18 protein-coding genes and 1 pseudogene are annotated in these 23736 nt (G+C 56.9%); 7 read left to right on the top strand and 12 right to left on the bottom strand.

Annotation, left to right across the window (positions count from 1 at the left end):
• Window positions 1-311: 311 nt before the first annotated feature.
• The 5 genes from IEN85_RS05005 to IEN85_RS04985 all read left to right on the top strand — a co-directional run bounded on the left by IEN85_RS05005 (window position 312) and on the right by IEN85_RS04985 (window position 5408).
• Window positions 312-1109, top strand: coding sequence for an energy transducer TonB (locus IEN85_RS05005; protein ID WP_191615967.1), 798 nt, complete (start codon window positions 312-314; stop codon window positions 1107-1109).
• A 3-nt stretch (window positions 1110-1112) separates the two neighbouring features.
• Complete coding sequence (locus tag IEN85_RS05000; protein WP_191615966.1) at window positions 1113-2087, top strand: ADP-ribosylglycohydrolase family protein; 975 nt, start codon at window positions 1113-1115, stop codon at window positions 2085-2087.
• 74 nt (window positions 2088-2161) lie between these two features.
• Window positions 2162-3451, top strand: a complete 1290-nt coding sequence (locus IEN85_RS04995) for an aminotransferase class V-fold PLP-dependent enzyme (protein ID WP_191615965.1) — start codon at window positions 2162-2164, stop codon at window positions 3449-3451.
• Between the two features lie 36 nt (window positions 3452-3487).
• Window positions 3488-3904, top strand: coding sequence for a hypothetical protein (locus tag IEN85_RS04990; protein WP_191615964.1), 417 nt, complete (start codon window positions 3488-3490; stop codon window positions 3902-3904).
• A 103-nt stretch (window positions 3905-4007) separates the two neighbouring features.
• Window positions 4008-5408 (top strand): MFS transporter, encoded by a 1401-nt coding sequence (locus IEN85_RS04985; protein ID WP_191615963.1) that lies wholly within the window; start codon window positions 4008-4010, stop codon window positions 5406-5408.
• 64 nt (window positions 5409-5472) lie between these two features.
• On the opposite strand, the gene IEN85_RS04980 is transcribed toward IEN85_RS04985, so the two are convergent.
• From IEN85_RS04980 to IEN85_RS04950, 7 genes are all read right to left on the bottom strand, one after another.
• Window positions 5473-7110: a glycoside hydrolase family 43 protein gene (locus tag IEN85_RS04980; protein ID WP_191615962.1), complete on the bottom strand. Its 1638-nt coding sequence runs from the start codon at window positions 7108-7110 to the stop codon at window positions 5473-5475.
• 85 nt (window positions 7111-7195) lie between these two features.
• Window positions 7196-7645, bottom strand: coding sequence for an SRPBCC family protein (locus tag IEN85_RS04975; protein WP_191615961.1), 450 nt, complete (start codon window positions 7643-7645; stop codon window positions 7196-7198).
• 336 nt (window positions 7646-7981) lie between these two features.
• Complete coding sequence (locus IEN85_RS04970) at window positions 7982-8617, bottom strand: DUF4136 domain-containing protein (protein ID WP_191615960.1); 636 nt, start codon at window positions 8615-8617, stop codon at window positions 7982-7984.
• 292 nt (window positions 8618-8909) lie between these two features.
• Window positions 8910-10274, bottom strand: coding sequence for a hypothetical protein (locus IEN85_RS04965; RefSeq protein ID WP_191615959.1), 1365 nt, complete (start codon window positions 10272-10274; stop codon window positions 8910-8912).
• 155 nt (window positions 10275-10429) lie between these two features.
• On the bottom strand, window positions 10430-10855 hold the full coding sequence (locus IEN85_RS04960; RefSeq protein ID WP_191615958.1) for a hypothetical protein: 426 nt from the start codon (window positions 10853-10855) through the stop codon (window positions 10430-10432).
• A gap of 44 nt (window positions 10856-10899) precedes the next feature.
• The gene (locus tag IEN85_RS04955) at window positions 10900-11337 is read right to left on the bottom strand and encodes a zinc ribbon domain-containing protein (RefSeq protein WP_191615957.1); all 438 of its coding nucleotides are present in this window, start codon (window positions 11335-11337) and stop codon (window positions 10900-10902) included.
• A gap of 155 nt (window positions 11338-11492) precedes the next feature.
• Entirely contained in the window at window positions 11493-12374 is an 882-nt protein-coding gene (locus IEN85_RS04950; protein ID WP_191615956.1) for a mechanosensitive ion channel family protein, read from the bottom strand.
• Window positions 12375-12525: 151 nt separating this feature from the next.
• Here IEN85_RS04950 and IEN85_RS04945 point away from each other — a divergent pair, with 151 nt between their 5' ends.
• The gene (locus tag IEN85_RS04945; RefSeq protein ID WP_191615955.1) at window positions 12526-13206 is read left to right on the top strand and encodes a DUF4336 domain-containing protein; all 681 of its coding nucleotides are present in this window, start codon (window positions 12526-12528) and stop codon (window positions 13204-13206) included.
• 7 nt (window positions 13207-13213) lie between these two features.
• Here the strand turns inward: IEN85_RS04945 and IEN85_RS04940 are convergent, their stop codons facing one another.
• The 3 genes from IEN85_RS04940 to IEN85_RS04930 all read right to left on the bottom strand — a co-directional run bounded on the left by IEN85_RS04940 (window position 13214) and on the right by IEN85_RS04930 (window position 18164).
• Entirely contained in the window at window positions 13214-14638 is a 1425-nt protein-coding gene (locus IEN85_RS04940) for an HTTM domain-containing protein (protein WP_191615954.1), read from the bottom strand.
• 121 nt (window positions 14639-14759) lie between these two features.
• Window positions 14760-15581: a hypothetical protein gene (locus tag IEN85_RS04935; RefSeq protein WP_191615953.1), complete on the bottom strand. Its 822-nt coding sequence runs from the start codon at window positions 15579-15581 to the stop codon at window positions 14760-14762.
• A 141-nt stretch (window positions 15582-15722) separates the two neighbouring features.
• The gene (locus tag IEN85_RS04930; protein ID WP_191615952.1) at window positions 15723-18164 is read right to left on the bottom strand and encodes a hypothetical protein; all 2442 of its coding nucleotides are present in this window, start codon (window positions 18162-18164) and stop codon (window positions 15723-15725) included.
• 364 nt (window positions 18165-18528) lie between these two features.
• Between IEN85_RS04930 and IEN85_RS24630 the strand changes: the two are divergent.
• Window positions 18529-20256 (top strand): annotated as a pseudogene (locus tag IEN85_RS24630) (heparinase II/III domain-containing protein); the annotation flags it as partial.
• A 177-nt stretch (window positions 20257-20433) separates the two neighbouring features.
• On the opposite strand, the gene IEN85_RS24365 reads toward IEN85_RS24630, so the two are convergent.
• On the bottom strand, window positions 20434-21705 hold the full coding sequence (locus IEN85_RS24365; protein WP_224772448.1) for an Nramp family divalent metal transporter: 1272 nt from the start codon (window positions 21703-21705) through the stop codon (window positions 20434-20436).
• 179 nt (window positions 21706-21884) lie between these two features.
• A complete protein-coding gene (locus IEN85_RS04920) occupies window positions 21885-23633 on the bottom strand; it encodes a CocE/NonD family hydrolase (RefSeq protein WP_191615950.1) in 1749 nt (582 codons plus the stop codon).
• Window positions 23634-23736: the final 103 nt, after the last annotated feature.

Genomic DNA, 23736 nt, shown 5'->3' with positions numbered 1-23736 from the left:
ACGATCGTCTGGTACTTGAAGGTAGGACGGTGTCATTAAGTGTCTAGAGCGCAGTGGCTTTCGCTTAGGATGGTGCGAGCGAGCGGCCGCCTTCCTCACTGCTTTGTACTGCGGGCTTTTCCGTCTCTTCTCAGAGCTAGGGCTCTTGTTAAGGTGCAATGCGATGTAATCGAAGTAGGGTTTGAAATTTTCCGCCGGGTTGTGGCTGTCAGGTGGTATAGGCCCTGCTGATCGGGATGACGTCTTCGAAGGGTAATTTAGTGGTAACGCGGCGGTAACATCGAGGTGGTTCACTGGGTAGGCCCAGACCAATGAATAGATCAATCATCAAGAATACCCTGCGAACTGCTACTACCATGCCAATACACATATCAAAATCAGCCTCCTGCCTTTTTCTTCGCGTGACCTGCTGCCTCCTGTTTTCTGCTGGTTGGCTTGCTACTGCGAAACCATCTGACGATCGCTACGAGCCGGTGAGCGTGAAGCGTCAGGTGGAGCCGAATTATCCGCTGTGGGCCTACTCGAATGGAGTGAGTCGCGGTTTTGCCCGAATTGCCTTTTATGTGGACGAGCAGGGGAATGCTTCGGAGTTCATGCCGCTGGAATACACGCATAGCGCCTTTTCGGAGGAGTTGTTACGAGTGGTTCGTAAATGGAAATTTGAGCCGGCACATTTCGAGGGGCGTCCCATCAAAAGCGTTTGCCGGGCCCATTGGGAGTTTTTGCCTGCCCGTCCCGTGAACAAGACGGTGCAATGGGACGCGGAGTTCCGCTTCCACAAATCCAACGGCTTCAACTCGAAATCCGTCATCTTGAGTGAAGAGAGGGCCCTTGACCACAAGGCAGCGATGCTGGCTTTCCCGCCGATTGTCATCAAAGGAAACGCTTCTGACGTGGATGACTTTGTTCAGGTTACTTGTAACTTCTTTGTGGATACGGATGGTGCCGTTGGACTGCCAGAGATCGAGTTTTCATCGGATTCGCGATTGGACGAGTTCGTAGTGACAGCATTGAAGCATTCCGTATTCGAGCGTCCTCTTCGCGAGGGAAAGCCAACAGTCGCCTTCATGAGGAAAACCTACCGAATTCCAATTCTTGGTGAAATTTGATTTATGAGTTTGGACCTCCCTCCAGAACCCGCCGCGATAGAGCGAATCGTAGAACTGCCGCGGTCCTTCGCCAGAGATGTAGTCCTGGCGGCCTTCGCCGCGGACGCCTACTCTCTGGGGCCGCATTGGATATACGATACGGACGAGATCGACGAGCTGTATCCAAACGGTGTGACAACGCTCGACTTGCCCCGTTCGGAATATCACCCCGGCAAGGGCAAGGGCGATCTTACCCACTATGGCGATCAGATGCTGGTCTTGCTGGAATCGCTCGCGGAAAACGGTGAGGCGGACGTTTCGGATTGGATGCACGATTGGTTGGCTTTTTGGCAAGACGACCCTGAGAGCTATTTGGACGGGGCGACGCGAAACGTGCTGGAGGCATGGCGCACGGAGGGGCGTTTTCTTCCCTCGCGTAGTCACGATTTGGCGGGCGCTTCCCGCATGGCGCCGCTGCTGTCGTTGATGGCGGAAGACCCGGTCGAAGAGGTGGTCGCCGCGGTGCGGGAGCACACGGCTTCCACGCATGGCGATCCTTTGGTGGTCGATGCTGCGGAGTTCTTTGCTCGGGCAAGTTACCATTTGCGAGACGGCTCGCCGTTGCCGGAAGCCTTGTCACGGGCGGCCGACGAGACGAGTGAGGCGATGCGTGAGCTGTACGAGATGGGGAACGCCGATCCGGCGTTGCCGTCCCGGGAAATGGCGTTTCGCTTCGGGCAAAACTGCGACGTATCCAACGCGCTTCCGCTAACGGTTTGGCTTGCCCTGAAGTTCGAGGACGATCCGGTGCGAATGCTCGAGGAAAACGTTTTAGTAGGTGGCGACAGTTCGGCCCGCGGAATGCTGTTGGCGATCCTGGTGGCAGCTCGAGGGGACTTTGCTGAGCTACCCGTGTCCTGGACCGCTGAGCAGGTGGAAAAGGATCGGGTTCTCGACGCCTTGCAGGTATTGGTAGGAAACGATTCCGGTTCTATTTAAGCAGGGTAGAGCTTCTCCTGCTCCTTTCTCAACATCGCAGTCCGGTGGTGCGAGTCTTGCTTGGGGGAGAGGCTATGGAACGGAGAGAATTTCTAAGAACGGGAGCGCTCGGGAGCGCGGCAGTGGGATCTGGTTTGTTGACCAGCAAAGCATGGGCCCAAGGCGTGCCCTCGCAATTCGAACGGAGCTCGGGAACGGCGGTCGAGCTCGCAAAGGACGAGGCCTTCTGGCGGGCTCGCCGACGGGAGTTCGCTCCTGCTCCAGACTTTATCAATTTGGAATACGGCTACTTTTGCCCCGCTCCACTGCCGGTACTGGAAGCGGAGCAGCGTGGTTCCAGCGAGATCAACGCGCGGGCCTCTTTTTTTATGCGCCGCGAGATGCGCGATGAGCTGGAGGCGACCCGTGGGGACCTGGCGGCTCTGGGCGGGGTGAGTCCCGAGGAAGTATGCATCACCCGCAATACCACGGAGTCGATGAATATCATCATCCAGGGTCTCGACTTGGAAAAGGGTGACGAGATCGTGTATTCGGATCAAGACTACGGAAGCATGGTGGAAGCCCTGCGACAAAAGGAGAAGCGTTTCGGAATTGTGCTCAAGCAGGTTGCGGTTCCCCTCTATCCCAAGAACGATGCGGAGGTGGTTGCCGCCTTTGAAGACGCGATAACGCCTCGCACGCGAGCCCTGCACGTGACGCACATGATCAACTTGACGGGGCAGGTCTTGCCGGTGCGCAAAATCTGCGACATGGCTCATGCCAAGGGAGTCGAGGTGATCGTAGATTCCGCTCACGCTTTTGCTCACGTAGACTACAAGGTTTCGGATTTGGGATGCGACTATTTGGGGACTAGCTTGCACAAGTGGCTTTGCTCTCCGGTGGGGTTGGGGATGCTCTACGTGAAGAAGGATAAGATCGCCAAGCTCTGGGGATTGATGGGCGATACGGCGCGAGCGGATGACGACATTCGAAAGCTCGAGCGACTGGGGACGCGTCCCTACAACCACCACCGCGGCTTGCGCGAAGCGATTCGCTACCATGATGCTATCGGCTCGGCGGCGAAGTACGAGCGTCTCCGCTATTTGAATACTTATTGGACGAGCCATTTTCGCGATCATGAACGAGTCGTGCTCAAGACGCCCGAGGACCCCGCTCGTCACGGAGCGATCGCCAACGTGGGGGTGAAGGGAGTGGACGCCAAGGATCTTGGCGCCTTCCTGTATGACCGTTATGCCATTCTCACGGCCCCGATTCCCAATCATCCGGTGGCGAGCGGAGTGAGGGTGACGCCGGGGTTGCCGACTCCCTTGCGTCACTTGGATCTGCTCGTGGAAGCGCTCGACGCGGCGGCGAAGCTTTTGTGAACTTGGCCGTAAGATAAGGTCAGCGGACTTTTAGATATGGCGAGGGGGCGATGGCTAGCTGTATTGGCGTTGTGCCTTTGGCCCTGCTTCTCGCGAGCGGCGGTTCCGGAAGAGATTGCCCCGGTATTGCAGGTGCTCGACCGTTTCATGTTTGCCGGCAAGGAAGGCGATGCAGCGAGAGGAGCCCAATTGTTGGACATGTACGAGACCAGCCCCAAGAAGGCGGAACGGGAGATCGACGCCTTTTTTAAGCGAAACAGCGAGATTTTCCGCGCCTACGTTTCGATCTCGAATGACCTTTATGGATACGAATTTACGGAAAGAGGGTTTCGGGGACGGAATGTGGAGCTGGAAGGCGGCGTGGATACGGAAGTGGATTTGGGGACGGAGTTCTCCGCTCGCTTGGTTTTCCGTGATCAGCGTTGGAGGATAATCAGCCTGGAGATCGATTGAAACCCTCGATTGCGGTGAGGACGGACTGCCACGTTCTGAACTGTTTCATTAGTTAGAGCGTCTCCTTGCTTGCTGGGGAAAGGGTGAACCATACGCTGCCTGGATGCCCCAAGATCCTACCTCGCGTCGGCGCGCTTCCGACGGCAAACTCTCCTTTGTCGAGAACCTCGGTTTCGGTTTGGGGGACATGGCTTCAAACCTGTTCTTCCAGACCTTCAACATCTTTCTGCTGTATTATTACACGGACGTGTTTGGCATCGCTCCCGCCGTAGCGGGTACCATGTTCCTCTTGGTACGCTTTTTCGATGCGGCGAACGACCCGATCATGGGGGTGATCGCGGACCGAACCAGCACGAAGTGGGGAAAGTATCGCCCTTACCTTCTCTGGATGGCGATACCGTATGGGATTTGTGGGTACATGATATTTGCAAATCCGGATCTCGGGGAATCGGGCAAGGTCATTTATGCGACGGTGACCTATGCCCTTATGTTGATGGCCTATACGGCGATCAACGTGCCGTACTCCTCGTTGATGGGAGTGATCAGTCCCTCGTCTCAGGCCCGTACCCTGGCGTCGACTTACCGCTTTGTTTGCGCATTTGGCGGAGGGCTTCTGATATCGCTATTGGTTCGACCGCTGGTCAAGGAGTTAGGCGGCGAGGACGAGGTGGCAGGCTTCCAGTACACGATGGCGATTTTCGCAGGCCTCTCGGTGTTGTTGTTTTGGACGACCTTCGCTACCACGAGGGAGCGGGTGAAACCACCGAAGGGCCAGGTCAACGACCTTGGCGGCGAATTGAAAGAGCTCATTCGCAACAAGCCTTGGCTCATCCTTTTCGTGGCAGCCATGTTCTCGACGACCTTCATCATCATGCGCAACACGGTGACGATTCACTACTTCAAGTACGTCGCGGGGAACGGGGATGAGCTGTTCATTTGGATTTTCGACAAGTCGACCTTCTTTCTCAGTTCTAGCATGTTTATGATGATGCTAGGCGTCCTTTGTATGGGATTCGTGATACGACGCTTCGACAAGCGTTTCCTCTCTATCGTTCTAACATTCACGACAGCGGCGTGCTTGGTGGCATTCTATTTCATTCCGGCGGAAAACTATGGATTGATGCTAGCGGTTAATGCCTTGGCAGCCTTCACCATGGGGCCAACCTCTGCCTTGGTTTGGGCTATGTATGGAGACGTGGCGGATTACGGGGAGTATACATTTGGGCGGCGTTCGACCGGCTTGATCCATTCGGCGACCTTGTTTGCACTCAAGACTGGGTCCATGATTGCCGGCACCTTGGCGGGATGGGTACTGGACTGGTTTGGTTTCGTGGCCAACGAGCAGCAGAGCGAAAGCTCGCTCTTGGGTATCAGCCTGATGTTTTCCATCCTTCCGGCAATCTTTGCGGTAGGCAAGGGAATCGCTCTGGTCTGCTATCCGCTGGATAGAGACAAAGTGACGGAAATCGAAGAAGCGCTAGCCGTCCGCAAGGCGAATGCTTGAAGGCCTGACGGGAAGCCCGCTCGCTGGGATAGTTGAGCCTAGCGTCGGGCTTTGTGAAGGATGATTACTTTTCCCGGTAGTGGAACCAGTCGAAGTCGGCGGGCAGGCCTTGTCCGCTCAGGTCTTGGGCGGAGAGGCCGACGAAGGCGCCGGTGAAGCCAAGGGTATTGTAGTCGTCGGAGAGGATGGTGCTGTCGTAAGCGGGACCGACTTCTCTCCAGCTTACTTGATCTAGCGAGTAGGAGAACTGGAGGGTAGCCATCTTGATTGAGACCCGGAGGTAAACGATCCCGCTTTGGGGAAGGGACGGTTCTGCTGGGACAAACTCGGAGTAGACGCCAGCGTCGTATTTGAGGATGCGTAGGTGGCGACCGTTTTCCTCGTCATGGGTAAGGTGGAGGAAGTAGTGGTTTGCGGTGTCGTAGTACGCGATCAATCCGGCGAGTTGCTTGAAGCTGTTAGGCGAAAATTCGATAGCGGTGCTTGTCTCCGTGTCGAACGATTGGATACGACGTGCGATTAGGCTCTGGCGAAAGGTGCTGGTGCTTGGTTCCTGCCCGTAGAGCCTGAGCCACCCGGGACGGGACTCCAGGTCGAGCCAGCTTTTTTCAATAGGACGTCGAAGGCTTTGAAAATTGATGTTCAGGCTAGGGGAATCGAAGTCGGTTCTCAGCGTATGGTTTTGTGGGGTCGACTGTGCGGAGGATTCAATATTGAGCGCGGGAGTACGGCCTCCGTGCGCAAGGCGTGGCCAATCGCCGTCCGGCCAATCGAGTTTTTGGATCGCGGTTTCGCGCCCAAGGATACAGCGTCTGCGTTGCTCGGGGGCGAGGGCGCGTTGGGCTGAGCTGTGTCCGTTTTCTGGGGACAAGGCCTTGTCGGAGGAGGCGACTTCGATGGGACGGCCGCAAAGGTGGACTGCGTACCATTGGCCGTCAGCCGTTTCGACCAGTGACGCGTGTCCCGCTTTTTGCAAGGGAGCTTGAGGGGCGTAGCGGGAGGTAATGAAAGGGTTGTTGGGATCTATTTCGTAGGGTCCGTCGATAGCTGTAGACCTGGCCATGGAGACTGCGTGGTCGTAGCTGGTGCCGCCTTCTGCGGTGAGCAGGTAGTAGTATCCGTCTTTTTGGTACAGGTGTGGCCCTTCGGTGAGCTTCAGTTCGCTCCCGAGGAAAATGTTTTTGCGAGGGCCGACGAGCGTTTTGCCTTGGGGGTCATATTCTTGCAGCAGGGTTCCAGCAAACTGGTTCTTATCCGCTCGATGGTCCCAAATCATGCTGAGGTACCATTTGCGTCCATTTCGGTCGTGGAAGAGTGACGCGTCGAATCCGCTGGAGTCGAGGTAGATAGGATCGGACCATGGTCCGTGGATGTCGGTCGCGGTGACGAGGTAGTTGTGGGTGATTTTGTGGCGAGTGCCGGTCCACTGTTTCACGTCGGTATACACTAGGTAAAAGACGCCGTCGCAATGGCTCAGGCAGGGAGCCCACACGCCTCCGGAGTCGGGGTTGCCGATCATGTCGAGCTGGCTAGGGCGATTGAGTGGACGGGTTACGAGTTCCCAGTTCGCCAGGTCGCGTGAGTGGTGAATTTGTACGCCCGGGAACCATTCGAAGGTGGAGGTGGCGATGTAGTAGTCTTCGCCGACGCGGACGATCGACGGGTCGGGATTGAAGCCTCGGAGGATGGGGTTGCAGATCATTTTACCTAGAGTGAGGGGAATGACCTTTGGGAACAAGTCGCTCGTCGTTCTCTTTTTAGAGAAGGCCTCTGGCGAGCCTACGTGGTCAAGCGAAGCGTTGGCCGAGGTAGGCGTAGCGGAAGTCGAAGATGGTCTTGAGGCGTCGCTTGACTAAGAGGGCGTGAGTCAGCCTGCCGAGCGGTCCAAAGGGAAGTTGGTAATGGACGCGATCAGTCATGCGAACGCCCCCGGAAGTCTCTTCGAAGCGGTGCAGGTGGTGCCAAAAGCGATAGGGGCCGATGCGTTGTTCGTCCACGAAGTAGCTTTTGTCCTCGCATTGGCTGATTTCAGTCACCCAGCGTTGGCGAACGTAGGGCAGGACCTGTATCCGGTATTCGATTACTTGACCAGCGAACATGGCTTCGTCACCCCCTTGGACTATTTCAAAACCGAGAAAGTGAGGCGTCATAGCGTCGAGGTTTTGCGGATCGCAAAAGAAGGGCCAAACCTCGTCGAGGGTTCGTGGCAGAAGCTGCACGCGCTCCAGTTGGTACATGTCGCCGAGAACGTTTTACGAGCTCAGCTGAATGCGAGAGCGAACGCTAGGGCTGCGCAAATAAAACATAACGTGAGGCTGTGTTTTTTTGCGCAGCAGGAGTCCCCATGACGCTTTTCGGTTGTCTGGAGGCCAAGAGAAGGTCCAATGCATCGAGTTTTAGTAGAGTTGGACCTGAGTCCGGACCGCGTCGTGTCGTGGAGCAGGTTTGCGCTGCGGTCAGCTGCAAGCAGCAAGCCTGCGGAGGAGAGGCTTGTAGGTTTAATTGGACAATCTTCAGGGGCACAAGGCAGCCTTGCCGTTCGCTGTTTTCGGCAAGCTCTGCCAATGAGCTCCCTATATCAGGTCGTCCTTATTAGGCGGAGACTTTTTGACCGGAAGTTCTTTGACTATCCTTTGGATTTCCTCGCTGACGCGTTTGGAGTCAAGACGGTCGGAGCCGCGGCGGGTGTAGCCTCTCCAGATGATTTCCTCCGTTTCCGGGGAGACGATGTCGACCACGAAGAAGCGTTCGGTATGATCGCTGTCGCCCGCGTACAGATTGTATTCACGTTCGACTACATGGGTGTCGCGACCGGTGGGCACGGTGCCGAGCGGGGTGTTGATCCCTCGAGTGTGAGAGCGTACATAGACGTCGCGGTGGGGGAAGGAAGCGGCAAAGGACTCGCGATCGGTCTTGGTGTAGGTGTCGAAGCGAACCAGATAGTCTGCGGATGAATCCGAAGCGGCAGGAGTCAGGCCTTTTGACTCGAGCGCGGATTGGAGGGCTCTTTTCGCTTCGCTTTGTTCGCGTGGGCTGAATTCCACCGAGCTCTTTCCGCTTTCCGAAATAGTGACTGCGTAGGTATCGTTCTGATACAGGCTCGTTTCGCTGAGGTTCGATTCGGCTCGCACGGCTCGACTGGAGGTGCAACCGGATAGCAATAAGACGAATGCGGCTGTTGATGCTAAGAGTGTAATTTGTGTTTTCATCGTTCGATTGGGGTTGAGCCAAAAGGCGTTTACCTGGTTCGAAGGATGGTTTGCATAAATGATGCCGGAATCTCTCATTGGGTTGTTAGTATCAGACCATCAATGAGATAAGTCATTCTCCCCTCCTTTGGGGAAATCGAGTCAGGGATGGGAAGGCGCGAACTATTGCACGATGCGTCTGGCGAGATCGCGGGATATTGCCCGCAGCGCCTCGAGCGCAAAGCAAGCGGGCGAGAAGTCTGGGGAGGCGTTCCCGCCGAGGCGGAAAGCCGGTTCTCCGCTCGCTCGCGTATCAGTCCTTGGGCAGGAAGCGGGCAAGCTCGGCGCGTTGGGCCTTGGTTGCGGCGGGAAGGTACTTGTCGGAGGGCACTCCGGACACTTCTTCGATCGCAGCAAGGATGAGTTCGCGTGGATCGGCTCGTTCTTCGAGGTTCAGGATTCGCTGGCGAAGGGCGGAAAGGAAGCTGTCGCCATAGCGTCGATACGCGTCGATCATGATAAAGCGGGCGCTGCCTGGCCCGCCGAAGCCGACATGGGGGATGTTGACCTTTGTTGACGGGTCGTAGCTGACGGAACGGTTCTCCCGTTTGCGCCAGTTGAGCAAGTCCAAGTCCTCGCCGAGTTGGTTTTTGTTCTTTGGGATGGAGGAGAGGATTCTGTGTTCGTATATCTCGTCCGCTCCCCAAATTTTTATGGTGACGATATCGTCGAGAAATTGAGCGAAGAGCGGATCGAACCAGCTGCGGTCGCTCAGTTTGATGCGCTGTTTGCCGATGTGCTCCTCCAGTTGTCGGCGAAATCCGCTGCGAAAGCGGGTGTTCCCGCGAGCGACCCAACTGAACGGATCGTAGAGGTAGAAGAGGTTTTCCACGAAGTCGCGCTTCAGCTTTTCGATCTCCTCCTCGACGCTGATGGCATAGTCGATGACGATCGGGTAGTCGAGGCCGACCTCTTTGAAGGCGTTGGGAGGAACGTCTGCGGGAAGGCCGCGATCGATGAGGTGGAAGCCTCGGTTCGTATCGAGGTTCAGTCCTTGTTCCTTGTAGGTATGGAAGGTGTTTACTTTGCCGTTGTTGGGATTTTGGCGGAGGTAGGCGACGTTCCATTCCGTCATGACGCGGCGCTCCCATTTTCCGGTTTCCTCGTTTAGGCGGATGTTGTGGGCGTACTTGTTGTTGGGAAGCGCGTTGCCATTTCTCGCGAGCTCGCGGGCGTCCCAGACGATGATCTTCTCGATCTTGAAAAAAGGGTCGTTGACCATTCGCTGGAAGATGGCGGTTTCTCGGGTGAGATGGGGGCCGTCCACCTCGAAGCCTTCCCAGCCGAAGCTGGCGGCGAGGGCTGCGAGCTCTTCGATGTGGGGCTGGATGGATTCCTTGCGAGCCTTGATCATGTGGTATTCGCCTACCACCAGTCGCTTGTGGAACTTGAGGAGGATGTCGTCGAATTCGCGACGGAAGCCGAGCACGATGGGATGATTGCCTTGGTAGTCCTTGCCGGTCATGCCGTCGACAATCTTGATGCTTTTCGAGAAGACCTCGAATCCGCTCAGTTCGATGACGAGGAGCTCTTCTTCGTCATCTGTCTGGGCGTGGATTGGGATTGCGACGACGAGCAGCCCAAGGGCCGTCAAGAGGGCACGCAGTGCTTTTTGCATGGGATGGGGGGATCGTTGTAGTTCGGGGGGAAGTGGCAAAAGGCTTTCCAATAAGCCCCGAAGATAAAGCTTATAAGCGCTGAATTCTTTGTATTTCCGCTTCGCGAAGCCCGTTTGGGTCGCCTTTTGCGAAGCAGGCTTCGCGGGAACCCCGTTCAGGCTGGGGTGTCGAGGGCCTGCAAGGCCTCTTGCACCTTGCCGCGTTCGGACGATCCGTAGGCGATGCGGCTGACTCCCCAGATGATGGGGATCGCGAGCCAGAGGGTGACGAAACCTGCGAAGAGGAGGAGGAGGCCTTGCAGCGCAACTCCGCCAATCATAAAGCCCCAACCCTCTCTCCTGGCGCTGCGGGCTTTCTTCTCGCGGGAGCGGAGTTTGACCTCGGCCAGATTGCGTTCGAATGCGAGATCGGGTTCTCCGCTCGGCGCCGCTTGCCGCGGTTCCTCTGTGATGGAGATTTCTTTGTGTAGTGGAAACTTAACTTCGGCTTTTCGCAGCGCTTCCGATTCGGTCTCGGCTTGGATCGTCTTGTATTGGGTGCTGCCTAGCTTGGTGAGGATTTTGATATGGAAGGTTTTCATGGGGGGTGGGTTTCCTAGGGTTTTAGCATGAGCTAGAGGAATGGCTAGCGGCTGAGGAGCTGGTAAAGGCTGTATCCAATAATCATTACGCCAATAAGGATTGCGGCAAGCACGGGACGGTCAGGCGGGATTTCGAGCCCGTCCTTTTTCGCTCGAGCGAGCTCCTCGGGGTGGTAGATAGAGGAGCGGCAGAAGAGAAGGCAAATGAAGAACATGCCGGCGATGGCCAGGAAGATATGGAGGGCGTAGGTGAATGCGGAGAGAGCGTGGCCTTCGATCTGCGTCGCGCTGACGCCAAAGAGGGAGGCGCAAGCCATCATGGCCAGAGCGAATACGTTGATGGGCGTTCTCGCCCTGGAGGCTGCCTGCCAACCTCCTGCTCTCGGCTTCGGCCCATCTTCTTGCGGATAGCCGCAGTGAGGGCAACTGGCGGCTTTAGGGGATAGGGCTTCGCCACATTCGGGACAAGGTTGGGTTGGCATGCTTTGGGATTAAGGTGTTTTCCCAGTGATATGCGAGCTTCATTCGCCTTGGGGTACCGCCCGGAGTGAAGTATGCTGGGAGGAAATCCAGTTGAGCAGATCAAGCGTTTAACTGGAGCGCTTGGATGAAGGGGAATCCGTATCCACTTCTTGGATCATTGCTTGGTGGTGTCGCCCTTGCTCGGGGGTTGTTGGAGTTGAGGCCCGGAATAGTTGACTTGAGAGGGACGCCCGAGGGGGATCTTCTCCGCGTCGAAGCGACGTTTGACGGCGCCTTGCACCTCCCATGTCATGTTCATGGCGGTGGGAAGGTCGCGGGCCCAGAGCGGAACTCGGAAGTTGACCATCGAGTCCTTGAAGTCGAGGAGCTGCACGTCGACCAATTGGGCTCCGGCCGCGACTTCCTCTTGGGTGCGGAGGTCGAGCAGGTTGGGGTGCTTGGCTGATTCCTCTTTGATGATCTCCACGGCTCGGTCGAGATCGGCCTCGAATCCCACGCTGATGAACATGAATTTTTGAGCCTTCTCGTCACGGATGGACCAATTGATAATCGGCTCGGAATCGATCACGGAATTGGGATAGATGAGTCGCTTGTTCTCGAGGGCGCGAATCACGGTGTGTCGCAGGGTGATATCCTCGATGGTGCCGATCTCGCCGTTGATTTTTATGATGTCGTCCACTCGGAAGGGCTTGAAGAGCACGATGAAAATGCCGCTTACGATGTTGGAGAACGCCTTTTGGGAAGCGAAGCCGATGATGGCGGCGAGGATGCTGGCGCCGGCGAAGAAGCCGACAGCGAGCGAACGCAGAGTGGGGATGCTGTAGACGATGGCCATCACCGAAATGATGAGGATGGTGGCTTTGACGGCGTTGCGCAGGAAGGTGATGCCGGTGCGGCGGTCGCTGTTTTTCGCCTTGCGCAGGTTGTGGTCGAAGAGCCGCTTGGCGAGGAGGTTGAGCGTAAAGGCGGCTACGAGCACGACGGCAATGTTGATGAGGATGGGGTAGTTCAGGTACTCGGAAAGTTTCTCGATCATTTGCCCGTTTCTCAGCGAATGCCGCGCCAACGGCTCGTGGACGCCGGTGACAAATCGGAGGACTTGCGATCGGGTTGCTGTCGCGGTTTTAGGGAGGGGCGCAGTGAAGCGCTGGCTGGGTTCGTCCTCCTTCCCAAGGAAAGAAGGAACCATGGAGAAGCTAGCAGAGAACGTTTGGTTTTTGCCCTTCGAGTTGAAGGCTTTGGGAGTGAACATTGGCAGGAACGTTACCGTGATACGCCTCTCCTCAGGAGAGTTGTTGCTGCACTCTACGGCTCCTTTCACCTCGCAGCAGGTGGAGCGGATTCGAGGGCTGGGCAAGGTACGTTGGATCACCGACCCCATGGTGGACCACGACACCTTTTCCCAGAAGGGAATTGCGGCTTTCGAGGAAGCAGTCTTTCTGGCTCCGGATGGTTTTCCTGAGCAGCAAGGAGTTTCGGTGCAGCCCTTGCTCCCGATACCGGAAGCGTGGGGGGAAGAGATTCAGGTCTTGCGGCTAGAGGGAGCGGATAGCTTCAGCGAACACGTCTTTTTCCACCGGTCCAGCCGCACTCTAATCGTCTGCGACCTCTTGATGAATTTTCCTGACCCTGGATCTTCCTGGCAACGCATGGCTTTGCGTATCGGACTGGGGCCGAAGCAAGATCCGGGAACGTCACGGCGCTTGAAGTTCGCCGTCAAGGACCGGCAGCGTTTTCGAGCGTCTTTAGAGAAAGTCCTTCAGTGGCCGTTCGAGCGAGTGGTGGTGGGACACGGCGAGCCATTGCGAGAAGATGCGTATCAGCTGAGCAAAGCGGCTTGGACCAAGGCGGGCTGGTTGGAAAGTTAGCCGGAGTTTACCAGGTGCAAGGACAATGGTCCGCTTCAGGGACGTCGCGGAAACGTATCCAAGAAGTGGGGAACCGTAGTTCGTGGAGTATCGGATGTGGCGTTAATTCGCCGTTGAATCTGCCGACCAGCTCCATCTTCCCCTCGTACTCGCAAAGGACGAAGTAGTCTTCGTTAGTACCTGTTGTCTTGCGGGCGAATTCGTGGCTCGTGAGAAGCAATCCGGATTTTGGATACGATGCTAGATTGGGATGATTGGTCGAATGGATCTTTATCAAGATGGGCTCTCGCTGGGGACGGGCGAACGCCGCGAGAAGGTGATTCGGTTGCGGGCCGAGAGTTCGCAAGTTGCTGAACATGGTGAAGGATCCTTGAGTCTGCAGGCCGATGTAAGGCAAGAGCCCGAGCATGAGGACGGGCAGGGCGAAGATCGCGAGGAATCTCGGGCGCGGAAGCGGTCGGTTGGCTTGTTCGGTCGTGAACCCCTTGCCGCATTTCAGAGCCTGAAAGGCCAAAAGAGTGAAGGGCAGATAGATCGTCAACCAAACGAGAAAGGCGATGGGAGTGGCTGCGGGGTGAAAGTAGCGGTGCTGGAGAAATAGGGCGATTGCGAGAAGTGAAGCGGTGAGTAGCGGGGTGGGGAAGGTCGTTTTGCGGGCGAAAGGTAGCGATTTGAAAATACGATCCAGTTTATGCTCTAGGCTTTGCAGGGACTCCTTGGGAAAAAAGAAGAGCAAGAGCGTGAAAGAAAGCGCCGAGTAGCTGCTGATGCCGAGTATGGGAACGAATCCCATGGCGAAGTGAAAGAGGAGAGCGAGGCAGATGCCTGGACGTCGTGTTCTGCGGAAAAGCAGTAGGCAAGGGATCGCGATTTCCAAGCAGAGCGCTAGGAAGATGGCTCCGGTGGCGAAGATGCGGTGGTCTGGGGAAAGGATTCCAAAGCTCAGGGTCTCGAGCTGGAGGAACTCCAGGCTGCGTTCGGCAAAAAGGGCGGCGCAGCTCCATTCCGGATCGAGGAAGTCGCTGTTGAGCTTGGAAAACGCTGCAAACGCGAAGGCCAGCAGGTATTGGATCCGCACGAGAGGAGCGATGGTGTCGAAGAATGAAGCGCTCGCTGGGGTTTTAGCGTTGGGGACCCATCGCCGTACGAGAAACGTTCCCGCCAGGGACAGCATTATCCAGAATTCCAATACGATGTGATTGGACACTGTTGGGTAGTTCCAAGCAATGAGAAGAATCGTCGACAGCAAAAAGGCTGCTTGGCGAAGGGGCTTCCCGGGCTTTGCAAGCAGAAGGAAGGTGGCGGCCGTGTAGACTATTCCGTCCCAACTTAAGGGGAGAGCCCAGCGGAAGGTCAGTAGGTGGAGCAGGCCGGCGAACGCCCAAGCGAGAGCGATGCTCTTGGGTATGGGCTCCTCCTGTTTTCGTGGCATTGCGGCAGGACTAGCACGATCGGATCGACGTCGGCGAGCCTGCAATGGAGCGTGTAAGTGTAGGGCGAGGTGCCCTCTGCGCGTGGAGCTCGCTCATGTGGTGAGGCGAGGGCGCTGCTTCCTACATCTTCATTTTTTGCTTCTTGTAGCCTTTGGGTATCTCGAAGGCGCTGGCTTCGATCTCCCGCTCTTCGACTTTTGACAGGCTTGTTTGGGACTTCGCTTTTCCGCTGGCGTCCAGTTCCGCAGTTACGATGGGAATTCCGCCCAGGTCCTCGATTTGTCCGAACCAATTGGAACTTGCGTTGGCTCCGATCATGCCGGCCATAGGCCCTTTGGAAAAGGCTTTCATCATGTCCTTGAACATGCCGGCCATGGCTTTGAGCGATACCATCAGTTCCTCGCTCCCTTCGACGTCGTCCCAATCGGCCACCCAAAGTTCGCTGGTCGCGACTCCGTCTTTCAGGAGAATGACCTTTTCGACATCGTAACCAGACTTTGTATCCGACTCTCCAGTACGATTGAAGCTGAGCACTGGCAAGGCTTCGCCCATGCCCTGCATCTTCCCCTTCATCATGTTTTCCATCATCTTGCGCTGGGCAGGAGGGAGGCTAGCGAGCTGCTTCTCCATTTCCGCCATGGCGTCCTCTATCTGGCTGGCGAGTTCTGCGACGGTCTCTTTGTCGAGCTGCAGGTAGCGTTTGCGATCGTGCTCGAGGATGGTCATCGTGGAGGTGGACGCGTCGAAGATCATGTCCGAGCTGCCTTTGTCTTGGGAGGTGATCCTCAGTTGGTGGCCCTCCACCATGAGAGTTACGTTTTCAGTCCCGCCGCTGGAGTCCTCGAATTGGTATACGTAGCCGGCGAAAGCGGTGGAGCTGAGCAGGATCGACGCGCTCAGGACGAGTCGTTTAAAGACTAGGGTACAGGTTTGCTTGGTCATACGTGGTAATTTATCGGAGGTGCGAAGCGGGTCGAAGATTAATTGCGATTGGGTGACTCGTTTTCGTGAAAGAATCGCGTGACGCCCGCTTTCTCGGGAAGAACGCGTGGGGCTGGGAATGCTGGGAGAATGCTCCGTCCATCAGCTCATTGCGGTTTCGTTGTGGGCGAAAGTGATGATCTTTGTCTCTTCGTTCCCGGGTGAAGTTTCGGTTACTTGGAAGGTCGCCTTCACGAGATTTTGCCGCACGGGCTTGGGAAAATTGAGGCTTTTCAGGGTGATATAGGCGCCGAGGGCGCGAAAGAGGGCGCGATTGCGTCTTAGGTACTTGAAGAGGTCGAAGTGCTTTTCTACTTCTCGCTCGAAGTCGCGACGATCCTCGTAGGCTTCGGTATCGACGTGCAATTGCCGAGCGAAGGCTTGAAGCCCTCTCAAGTTTTCGAAGAGGTCCTTCTTGGTGATGCAAAGAGGGATGAGCAGGCTGTCCCTCAAGGCGGTCAGGGAGTAGCGCTGGTTTCCGATGCGGAAGCGTCGGGAGGCTTGGCGTCCGCTCTTCATTTTGAGCGATTGCTGTTCGTACTTAGCGATCGCGTCACAGCCGAGACTTTCGAGGTCTTCGCAGACCGCTAACTTGATTGCTCGCAGGGTGGAGCTTGTTGGCTCTCCGTGTTCGAGGGCGATGCGGGCTCCGTCGGCGTAGGCTTCGCGTCGCGTATCCAAATCTTTGAGGCGGTCGTCCCAGCGGAAAGCGTGCAAGGAGAGGGCGAGGGCTTCGCTCCATATTTCGATGTCGTCCGGAGTATTGGTTCCGAGCATTTTCTCGAGGCCTTCGTTGGTGATATGCAATTGGCTATTGAAGGTGAGCTGCTTGCCTGCGTCATGTTTCGCTTGGAGTTTGGCCACTGCGACATCGAGCGAAAGCAGGTCGGAGGGGAAGGCTCCCCAGATTCTAGCTGTATCCAAATACTCGATAATTTCGTCAGAATTAATTTTCCGGTCGGTGTTGGTTTGGTTGAGGGTGAGGTCGTAGTCGAGGTTGGAAATTTTCAGCTGGGATTCTGCTTGGTAGGCGATACCCATCGCCGTGGCTCCCGCGTAGAGGGTTTCCCTTTCCTTGCCGCTGCTGAGGGCGCGATCGGTATTGATCAGGAAGCTGGCGAGGAGTTCGCGCTTTTGGTTTTCCATCCAAGAAAACCTTTCCGAGGTGGTGGTGGCGCCGCCGAAAGAGAAGTCGCCGAAGGAGATGCCGAATGAGAATTTGCTGATGGTTTCGCTGGAAATGCGTTGCAGGAAACTGCTGTACCTGCCGTCGGTTTGGGATTGGGCGAGCGCTTGCAGGCCTTGCAGCTTACCTTTGCGCAGTTCCTTGTGCAGGTTTAGGAACTTGTCGGAGGCGAGGTAGTCGTCGGGTATCACTGCCCGGATGAGCGCCTCGTGGGTCTTGACCTTGCGGTAGCTCCAGAGGAGGTTCAGTTCGAATTGTTGCTTGGCGGTGGATTTGACGGTTTTGTCCAGCTCGTCGAGCCAAGTTTTAAGCGTTTGCTTGAGTTCCTCTTTCTGTTCCGAGAGGAGCTCAGGGTAGGGCTTGCCGATGAGGCGTTCGCTGGCGTTTTGCAGGGCTTCCTGCAGTTCCTCCGGCAGCTCCTGTATTTGGCCAGCCCAATTTTCGAGTTGTTGGAATATGGGGGTAGTCACGCCGAGGATTTGAGCGCCGACGTTTTCCTTGAGGGTCTTGAGCTTCTCGCTTCCCTTGGCGCTCAAGGAGGTCTTGGCTTGGGCGTTCAGTCCAGCGGTGATGCCGCGTTCGCTGCGATGGTCTTTGCGCACCTCCACCACCAGCTGCCCGCTGTCCTCGGTACGAGTAAAAACCAGCAAGTAGGTGTCCTCGAGGGCGAAGTCGAACTCGGTGGTGACGTTAGCGGATACGGAAACATCGATCAGCCCGTTGCTGAGGTTGAGTGATGAGATCTTGGATACGACACTGGAGACAAGGGAAGACCAGTCGACCTTTGCCCGTAGCCCGATGCTGCCGCGCCACTTCATGGCGAGGGCGTTTCCCTTGTCGAGCTCGCGGATGCTTTCGGGACGTAGCGGCGTGCGCAAGTTGGGCGTGTCCCCCGCGATGGCGAGGGCAAGTTGCTTGGAGCTGTTGTGCTGACGGTAGGCGTAGAAGCCCAGTTCCAGCCCTCCCTCTGCGGAGAGGGAAGCTGGTAGCTGCTTGCCGGCGGTGACCTTGCCGTGGAGACTGCCGCCCGCCTCGATCCCGTATTTCAAATAGGGCAGGGAGCTGTTTGCTGCGAGGATCGGAACCGCTTGGGCTTCGCTCGCTTGCTTGCCCCAGATTTGAAGCTCGTCCTCGTCGTCGGTACGATCGTTGAGCAAGGCGATAAATGTCTTAGCGCTGGCTTCGAAGGAGAAGCCTTCCAGCGTGTTGTCCCATTGCTCGCCGATCTGCTTTTCGAGTCGATGAGGATGAGACTGAGCTCCGATGGGGAGGGCGAGCGCGGAGGGGAAGGCGTCGATCAGGGCTTGTAGGTCGGCCCAGTTGGGATTGGTGTAGGTGACAGCAGTTTCGTTTGGCATGGTGGTCCTAGGGTTGGGTTAGCAGAAGGCCATGCTGTTCGGGAGGAATGGAGTCTGGCTCGCGAGCGAGCTAAGCCGATTAGCTTAAATCTGGCTGAGCTCCGCAAGCTGATTGCTTGTTTCCGATCCATTTGTTGCAGGTCTAGGTGTATCCACAGGATTGGGACTAGGGCTTGCTGAGGAGTCGCCTAGGATAAAGTGGGGATTGAGAGGCCTAGTTGGGCAGCGGCGGCTCACGGGAATTTTGGTTGCAGGCTTGTTTTGTGACGGCGGAGCTTGGTTGTTTTATTTAGGCATGTCGAGGGCGTGTACCATGGAGACCCGATTCGGTTCGTTGTGTTGGTCGCTCCAGCCCCCTTCGAAAATGTTGATATCCGCCCGTTTACCCTCCCATTCGCTTTGCATCCTTAGCTGCTTGCTATTAGCGATGCTCGATTCGCTATCAGCGGTTAGAGCCGAGACAATAGAATCAGTGGACGAAGCTTGGATGGGAAGGCAGCTAAAGTCCGAGCGGCCGCGGATGATCTGGGTCGGTGGCTTGGAGGAGCGACTGCGTGAACGGGTAGCGGTCGATCCGGTTGCGGAGCGCTACTATCGAGAAATCTTCAGGCAGGCGGATGCGACCTTGCAGGCTCCCGTCCTGCGGCGGGAGGTGACGGGGCGGCGTTTGCTGGACGTTTCGAGAGCGGCTTTGAAGCGGACGACGTTCCTGGCCTTTGCTTGGCGTATGTCGGGAGACCCTGCCTACATTGCTAGATTGGAGGAGACGTTGAAGGCGGTGTCAGCTTTTAGCGATTGGAACCCATCCCATTTTCTCGATGTTGCGGAAATGGCTCTGGGTGTGTCCTTGGCATTGGATTGGGCCGGCGATGCGATCGACCCCGAAGTTCGGGACTTGGCGGAAGAGGCTTTGTTCGAGAAGGCGCTCGCGGTTTCGATGGAAGCGGACTTGCAGCACGTGTTTCGGAAAGCGAACAATTGGAACCAAGTCTGTAACGCAGGGATCGTGGCAGCGGCTGTTCAGCTTGCGGAGAAGCGCCCGGGCGAAGCAGCCCAAGCGATCGAGCGCATGAGGAAGCACTTGCCGGCCTCGCTAGAAGCCTATGCTCCTGACGGCGCTTACGTGGAGGGGCCGATGTATTGGAATTATGGAACATCCTTCAACGTTCTTTTGCTCGATATTTTGGATACAGCTTTAGGGACTTCGTTTGAATTGGAGAATGGGGACGGTTTTATGGAGAGCGCGGACTTCGTGTTGCAGATGAAGGGACCGAGCGCGTTTTTCTACAACTACTACGACTGCTTTCTGCGATCGAACTATATGGGAGGCATGTTATGGTTCGCGAAGGAGACGGGGAACGGAGCCTATGCGCAGGAATCGCAAATCATGTCGGAGGTCAACTGGGGCTACGGTTTGGATGACGTGCTGGACCGACTTTTGGTAGTCGAGCTGTTGTGGCTACTGGAGGTGGATCGGGAGGCGACGGAGCCTTCGCCACTGAGCTGGAAGGCGGGAGGCCGCAACCCTCTGGGCGTTTTCAGGTCTTCGTTCGATGACCCGAAGGGCTTGTACTTGGCGTTTAAGGGAGGCCGGGCTGACAACTCCCATGGCAACATGGACGCGGGAAGCTTTGTTTTCGAGCTGGACGGGGTGCGTTGGGGAATCGACCTCGGCAATCAAGCCTACCACCCTTTGGAGGAGTATTTCAGGAAGAACGGTGGAAGCTTGTGGGGAACGGAGCAGGACAGCGCTCGTTGGGGCCTCATATCCAAGAATAACTTCGGACACAGCGCCCTTACGGTGAACGATGCTTGGCACCTGGTGGAGGGGATGGTCGAAATCGAGGCCTTCGATCCGGAGGGGCGCAGGGCCAGGCTGGATCTGACGCCGTTGTTTGGGGAAAACGTCGAACGGGCCAGTCGGACCTTTCGCGTGCTCGATGATCGTTCGGTGGAGATTCGTGACCGTATCGAGGTAAACGAGAGCACCCGGCGTATCCGCTGGCAAATGACAACGCAGTCCGACCTCCTTGAGACGGAGGAGGGGCTCCTATTGCAGCAAGACGGCGAGTCGTTGCGTTTGATCGTTGTCGCTCCGGAGGGCTTGAGGGCCTCGGTGAAGTCGCTCGAGTTGCCGGAGCATCCGATGGACAAGACGCTTCCCAACTTGAAGCGGATCGACCTCGTGGTGCCTGCTCATCTTGCCCAGGATGGGGTTGTGGAGATCGTGGTCCGCTTGAGCGGAGGCGCCAAAGCGGGCGCTATCCGCTCAACTGAAGAAACGTTGCCAGAGGAAGAGCAAGGAGAAGCCGACGAGGTAGGCGAAACCGGTCCAGCTGAGCGCTTTGTAGAGAAGTCCGGGGCGGTACTCCGCGGGCAGGTGTTGGGAGAGGACGAGCCTTAGGTTGAGGTAGGCGAACACGGGAGCGGTCAGGAAGGCGGCAGTGGTGATGAGATCTATGAGGGTGGTAAGGTTTTGGGCTGAGAAGGCGATGATGAGCCAGCCGGCGAGACTGCAGACGAGGATTGCGACGATGTGGGCCTTGCGCTCGCTGCCGGGCAGAGAGGGGATAACCAGACGGATGGTGGCGGCTAGGGAGCGGGGGTAGGCGTCAACGACCGTGATGGTGGTCGACAGGAGCGTGGTGAAGGCGGCTGCCGCGATGATGGGGGCGGTCCATGCTCCGAGCTTGCTGGTGTAGAGGGAAACGAATTGCTGGGTGAAGCCGGTGCTTGAACTGGCGTAGGATTCGCCGGAGCCGTACATAACCCAAGCTCCGAGGGCCACGAAAATGGTCGCTAGGAGAGTAGTCATGACGTAGCCGACGTGGAAGTCGACGCTGCCTTCGGAGTGGCTGGTGCGCTCCTTGTTTTCCTCCTCTGCTGCTTTGATCCAGAGCGATTGCCAGACGGAGAGCTCGATGGGAGCCGGCATCCAGCCCATGAGAGCGATGAGGAAGGGAAGGGAGGCGGCTGCCCAGAATTCGGGAGGGACGAAGTCGGCGGCGGTTTGGTTGTCGCTGCCAACGGAACGTAGGAAGGCGGCGATGGTTGCCACGAAGAGCACGGTCATCATGAGTTTGATGATGCGGCTGAGCCAGCGGTATTGCCCGAGGCTGACAATCAGGAAGATGAGGAGCAGCAGGACGGCGCTGACCTGGCTGGGGTTGAGCGATTCCAAGCCGGGAATTTTAGGGGTGAGGATTGCCGTAACGAAAGTGGTGCCCGCGATGCTGATGATGGCGGTAAAGGTGTTGAGGGCGAGGAAGGCGTAGAGGAATGCTGGCCCCAGTCTGCGGTAGCCGTGCAAGAGGGTTTCGCCGGTGGCGAGCGTATAGCGGTGCCCGGCTTCGAAGAAGGGATACTTCAAGAGGTTGACGGCCAGCACCAGCCAAACCAGGCCTATGCCGTAAGTGGCGCCAGCCCGGGTCGATTGCACGATGTGGGAAACGCCGATGGCGGCACCCGCCATAAGGATTCCGGGCCCTATTTTCTTGAGAAGGCCAAGTCGTGATTTGTTTCGGGAGGAAGGGGAAGGCATGGGGTAGGGATTGCAGCGGGTCGGCTAGACTTGGCGAGTCTAATTTTGGGTGCAATATTAAGGATGTAGTGAGAAAGTGGTTACTGATTGCTTAGGCGGTTTCTAGGTGTCGGGGCCTGCTTGTTGAATGGGAGCTTTCTATCGCGGCGCAAGGCCGCGTCCTACGAGAAGCAGAAACGCTAGTCTGCGGGGATAAGCGGTAGAACGATATGGCTGGGGTGAGATTTGCTGAGGTGGATCGTTTGCTCGGCCTTGATCATTTCGGTGGTCTCGCCGAATGGGGCGCCAGTGTTCGGGTTTCGATCGAGGCGAGGAAAGTTGCTGCTGGTGATGTCCACCCGTAACCGCTCTCCTTTTTGTACGACGTAGCTAGTGGCCCACACGTCGATTTCGTAGTGTAGGATCGCGCCAGGTTCGATCAACTTGGGCGTCTCGAACCCTTCGCGGTAACGAGCCCGTATGACTCCATCCGCTAGATTGAAGCTCATTCCGTCCGGTCTTACGACGACGAGCTTTACCATGAAGTCCGTATCCGTAGCGGAACTACTGGCATGGAGATTAGCTGTGATGGGGCCGGTGAACTCCAGCTTCTGTTCGAATGGCTCGGTCGTGAAGCGCAGGATGTCCTCGCGAGCGTCGAGCGGTCGTTGGTCGCGTGGTCCGCGCACCTGTGTCCGCATGATATTTCCGCCCACGGTGGGGACGGGGTTCTCCGGGTCATAGGTGTAGCTAAGGCTGGCCTTGGGCTTGGCTGGCGCTTCCGCGGTCAGCGCTCCGTCCGGGTGAAAGTAGTAAGGCGTGTATTGAGTGCGGGCCAGTGGCCATTCGTATTCGTCCCGCCAGTAGTTGTCGCCCATTACGAAAAGGCGTACAGGCGCGACTTCGGGGGGCTCTTTTCCTTTTAGCCACACGTCGAACCATTCGCGGTGCAGGGCTTCGGAGTCGATGAGTGAGTCGGGACCGAAGTCAAGGTCGCCCGTCTTGCTGGAGCGATTCCATCCGTGTGGCCACGGGCCGATGACGAGGCGTTGGTTCTGGCGGGCTTCTTCGGTGCGGGCCTCTTTGGTCATGCTTACGTAGCTGCCGATGGTGCTGCGCAGGAAGGCGTCGTACCAACCGCCTATGTTCAGGGCAGGAACGGACATTTCGTTGGCTCTCGTCTCTAGGTTGAGCGGTCTCCAATAGCTGTCGTAGCTTGGATGGTCGAGCCAGTCCTGGAAGTGTCGAATGTTGAAGCCGAGGGAACGGTCGAGGGTTTTAAGCGGCAGGTGGTTCACGCTGTTTTCCCAAGAAATTGGATACGACATGCTGGTGCGACTGCCGGTCAGGCCGATGCCCCAGCTGGCTCTGCTGAGCAGCGAGAAGGCGCCGCCAGGGTAGGCTACGTCCCGGTAGTAGTTGCCCGGACTGACGGCAGGTGCGATGGCGACGAGGGCTGGGTTGTCGTTGAGCGCGGCCAGCCATTGCACAGAGGCGAGGTAGCTGCTGCCGAACATGCCGACTTTTCCGTCGGACCACGCTTGCTCGGCGATCCAGCTAATGGCGTCGTCGCCGTCGTTGATTTCTTGGAAATAGGGGTACCATTTGCCTTCCGAATCGTAGCGTCCGCGGCAAATTTGAAAGACGAAAGCGTAACCGTTCGAGGTAAAGTGTCGGGCGTAGCCTTGGCGGATCTCCGCGGAACCGTTGGTGTAAATGTCCCGTACGAAGATGGTGGGAAAGGGGCCGCCGGAACCATCGGGCAAGTAGATGTCAGTGGCTAGCTCGACCCCGTCCCTCATCTTTACGGGAAAGTGGTAGGTGATCTGGACGTCTTCCGGAAATGCGGACTTTGGCTTCTCTTGGGCGTTTGAAGGTGCAGCGACGGCCAGCGAGAGAATGCAAACGCAAGCGATGAAACGGAATTTTGCGAGGCAATGGTGGACCATGAGCGGCCCTGAGCAAGTCCTGCGCCCTAGGCCTCTTACAGTCAGGCAATGCCTCGTTTGCAGCAAACCCGCGGCCCGGGCATGATGTTCACCTACTCGCAAC

Source organism: Pelagicoccus enzymogenes, from assembly GCF_014803405.1.
Classification (GTDB): Bacteria; Verrucomicrobiota; Verrucomicrobiia; order Opitutales; family Opitutaceae; genus Pelagicoccus; species Pelagicoccus enzymogenes.
Note: the sequence above shows the minus strand (reverse complement) of the source record. Positions and strands in the feature narration are given on the sequence as shown.

Bases quoted from the DNA above. Each gene is read 5' to 3' on its own strand.
- IEN85_RS05005 (WP_191615967.1), top strand. From the start codon at position 312: ATGAATAGATCAATCATCAAGAATACCCTGCGAACTGCTACTACCATG.
- IEN85_RS05000 (WP_191615966.1), top strand. From the start codon at position 1,113: ATGAGTTTGGACCTCCCTCCAGAACCCGCCGCGATAGAGCGAATCGTA.
- IEN85_RS04995 (WP_191615965.1), top strand. From the start codon at position 2,162: ATGGAACGGAGAGAATTTCTAAGAACGGGAGCGCTCGGGAGCGCGGCA.
- IEN85_RS04990 (WP_191615964.1), top strand. From the start codon at position 3,488: ATGGCGAGGGGGCGATGGCTAGCTGTATTGGCGTTGTGCCTTTGGCCC.
- IEN85_RS04985 (WP_191615963.1), top strand. From the start codon at position 4,008: ATGCCCCAAGATCCTACCTCGCGTCGGCGCGCTTCCGACGGCAAACTC.
- IEN85_RS04980 (WP_191615962.1), bottom strand. From the start codon at position 7,110: ATGATCTGCAACCCCATCCTCCGAGGCTTCAATCCCGACCCGTCGATC.
- IEN85_RS04975 (WP_191615961.1), bottom strand. From the start codon at position 7,645: ATGTACCAACTGGAGCGCGTGCAGCTTCTGCCACGAACCCTCGACGAG.
- IEN85_RS04970 (WP_191615960.1), bottom strand. From the start codon at position 8,617: ATGAAAACACAAATTACACTCTTAGCATCAACAGCCGCATTCGTCTTA.
- IEN85_RS04965 (WP_191615959.1), bottom strand. From the start codon at position 10,274: ATGCAAAAAGCACTGCGTGCCCTCTTGACGGCCCTTGGGCTGCTCGTC.
- IEN85_RS04960 (WP_191615958.1), bottom strand. From the start codon at position 10,855: ATGAAAACCTTCCATATCAAAATCCTCACCAAGCTAGGCAGCACCCAA.
- IEN85_RS04955 (WP_191615957.1), bottom strand. From the start codon at position 11,337: ATGCCAACCCAACCTTGTCCCGAATGTGGCGAAGCCCTATCCCCTAAA.
- IEN85_RS04950 (WP_191615956.1), bottom strand. From the start codon at position 12,374: ATGATCGAGAAACTTTCCGAGTACCTGAACTACCCCATCCTCATCAAC.
- IEN85_RS04945 (WP_191615955.1), top strand. From the start codon at position 12,526: ATGGAGAAGCTAGCAGAGAACGTTTGGTTTTTGCCCTTCGAGTTGAAG.
- IEN85_RS04940 (WP_191615954.1), bottom strand. From the start codon at position 14,638: ATGCCACGAAAACAGGAGGAGCCCATACCCAAGAGCATCGCTCTCGCT.
- IEN85_RS04935 (WP_191615953.1), bottom strand. From the start codon at position 15,581: ATGACCAAGCAAACCTGTACCCTAGTCTTTAAACGACTCGTCCTGAGC.
- IEN85_RS04930 (WP_191615952.1), bottom strand. From the start codon at position 18,164: ATGCCAAACGAAACTGCTGTCACCTACACCAATCCCAACTGGGCCGAC.
- IEN85_RS24365 (WP_224772448.1), bottom strand. From the start codon at position 21,705: ATGCCTTCCCCTTCCTCCCGAAACAAATCACGACTTGGCCTTCTCAAG.
- IEN85_RS04920 (WP_191615950.1), bottom strand. From the start codon at position 23,633: ATGGTCCACCATTGCCTCGCAAAATTCCGTTTCATCGCTTGCGTTTGC.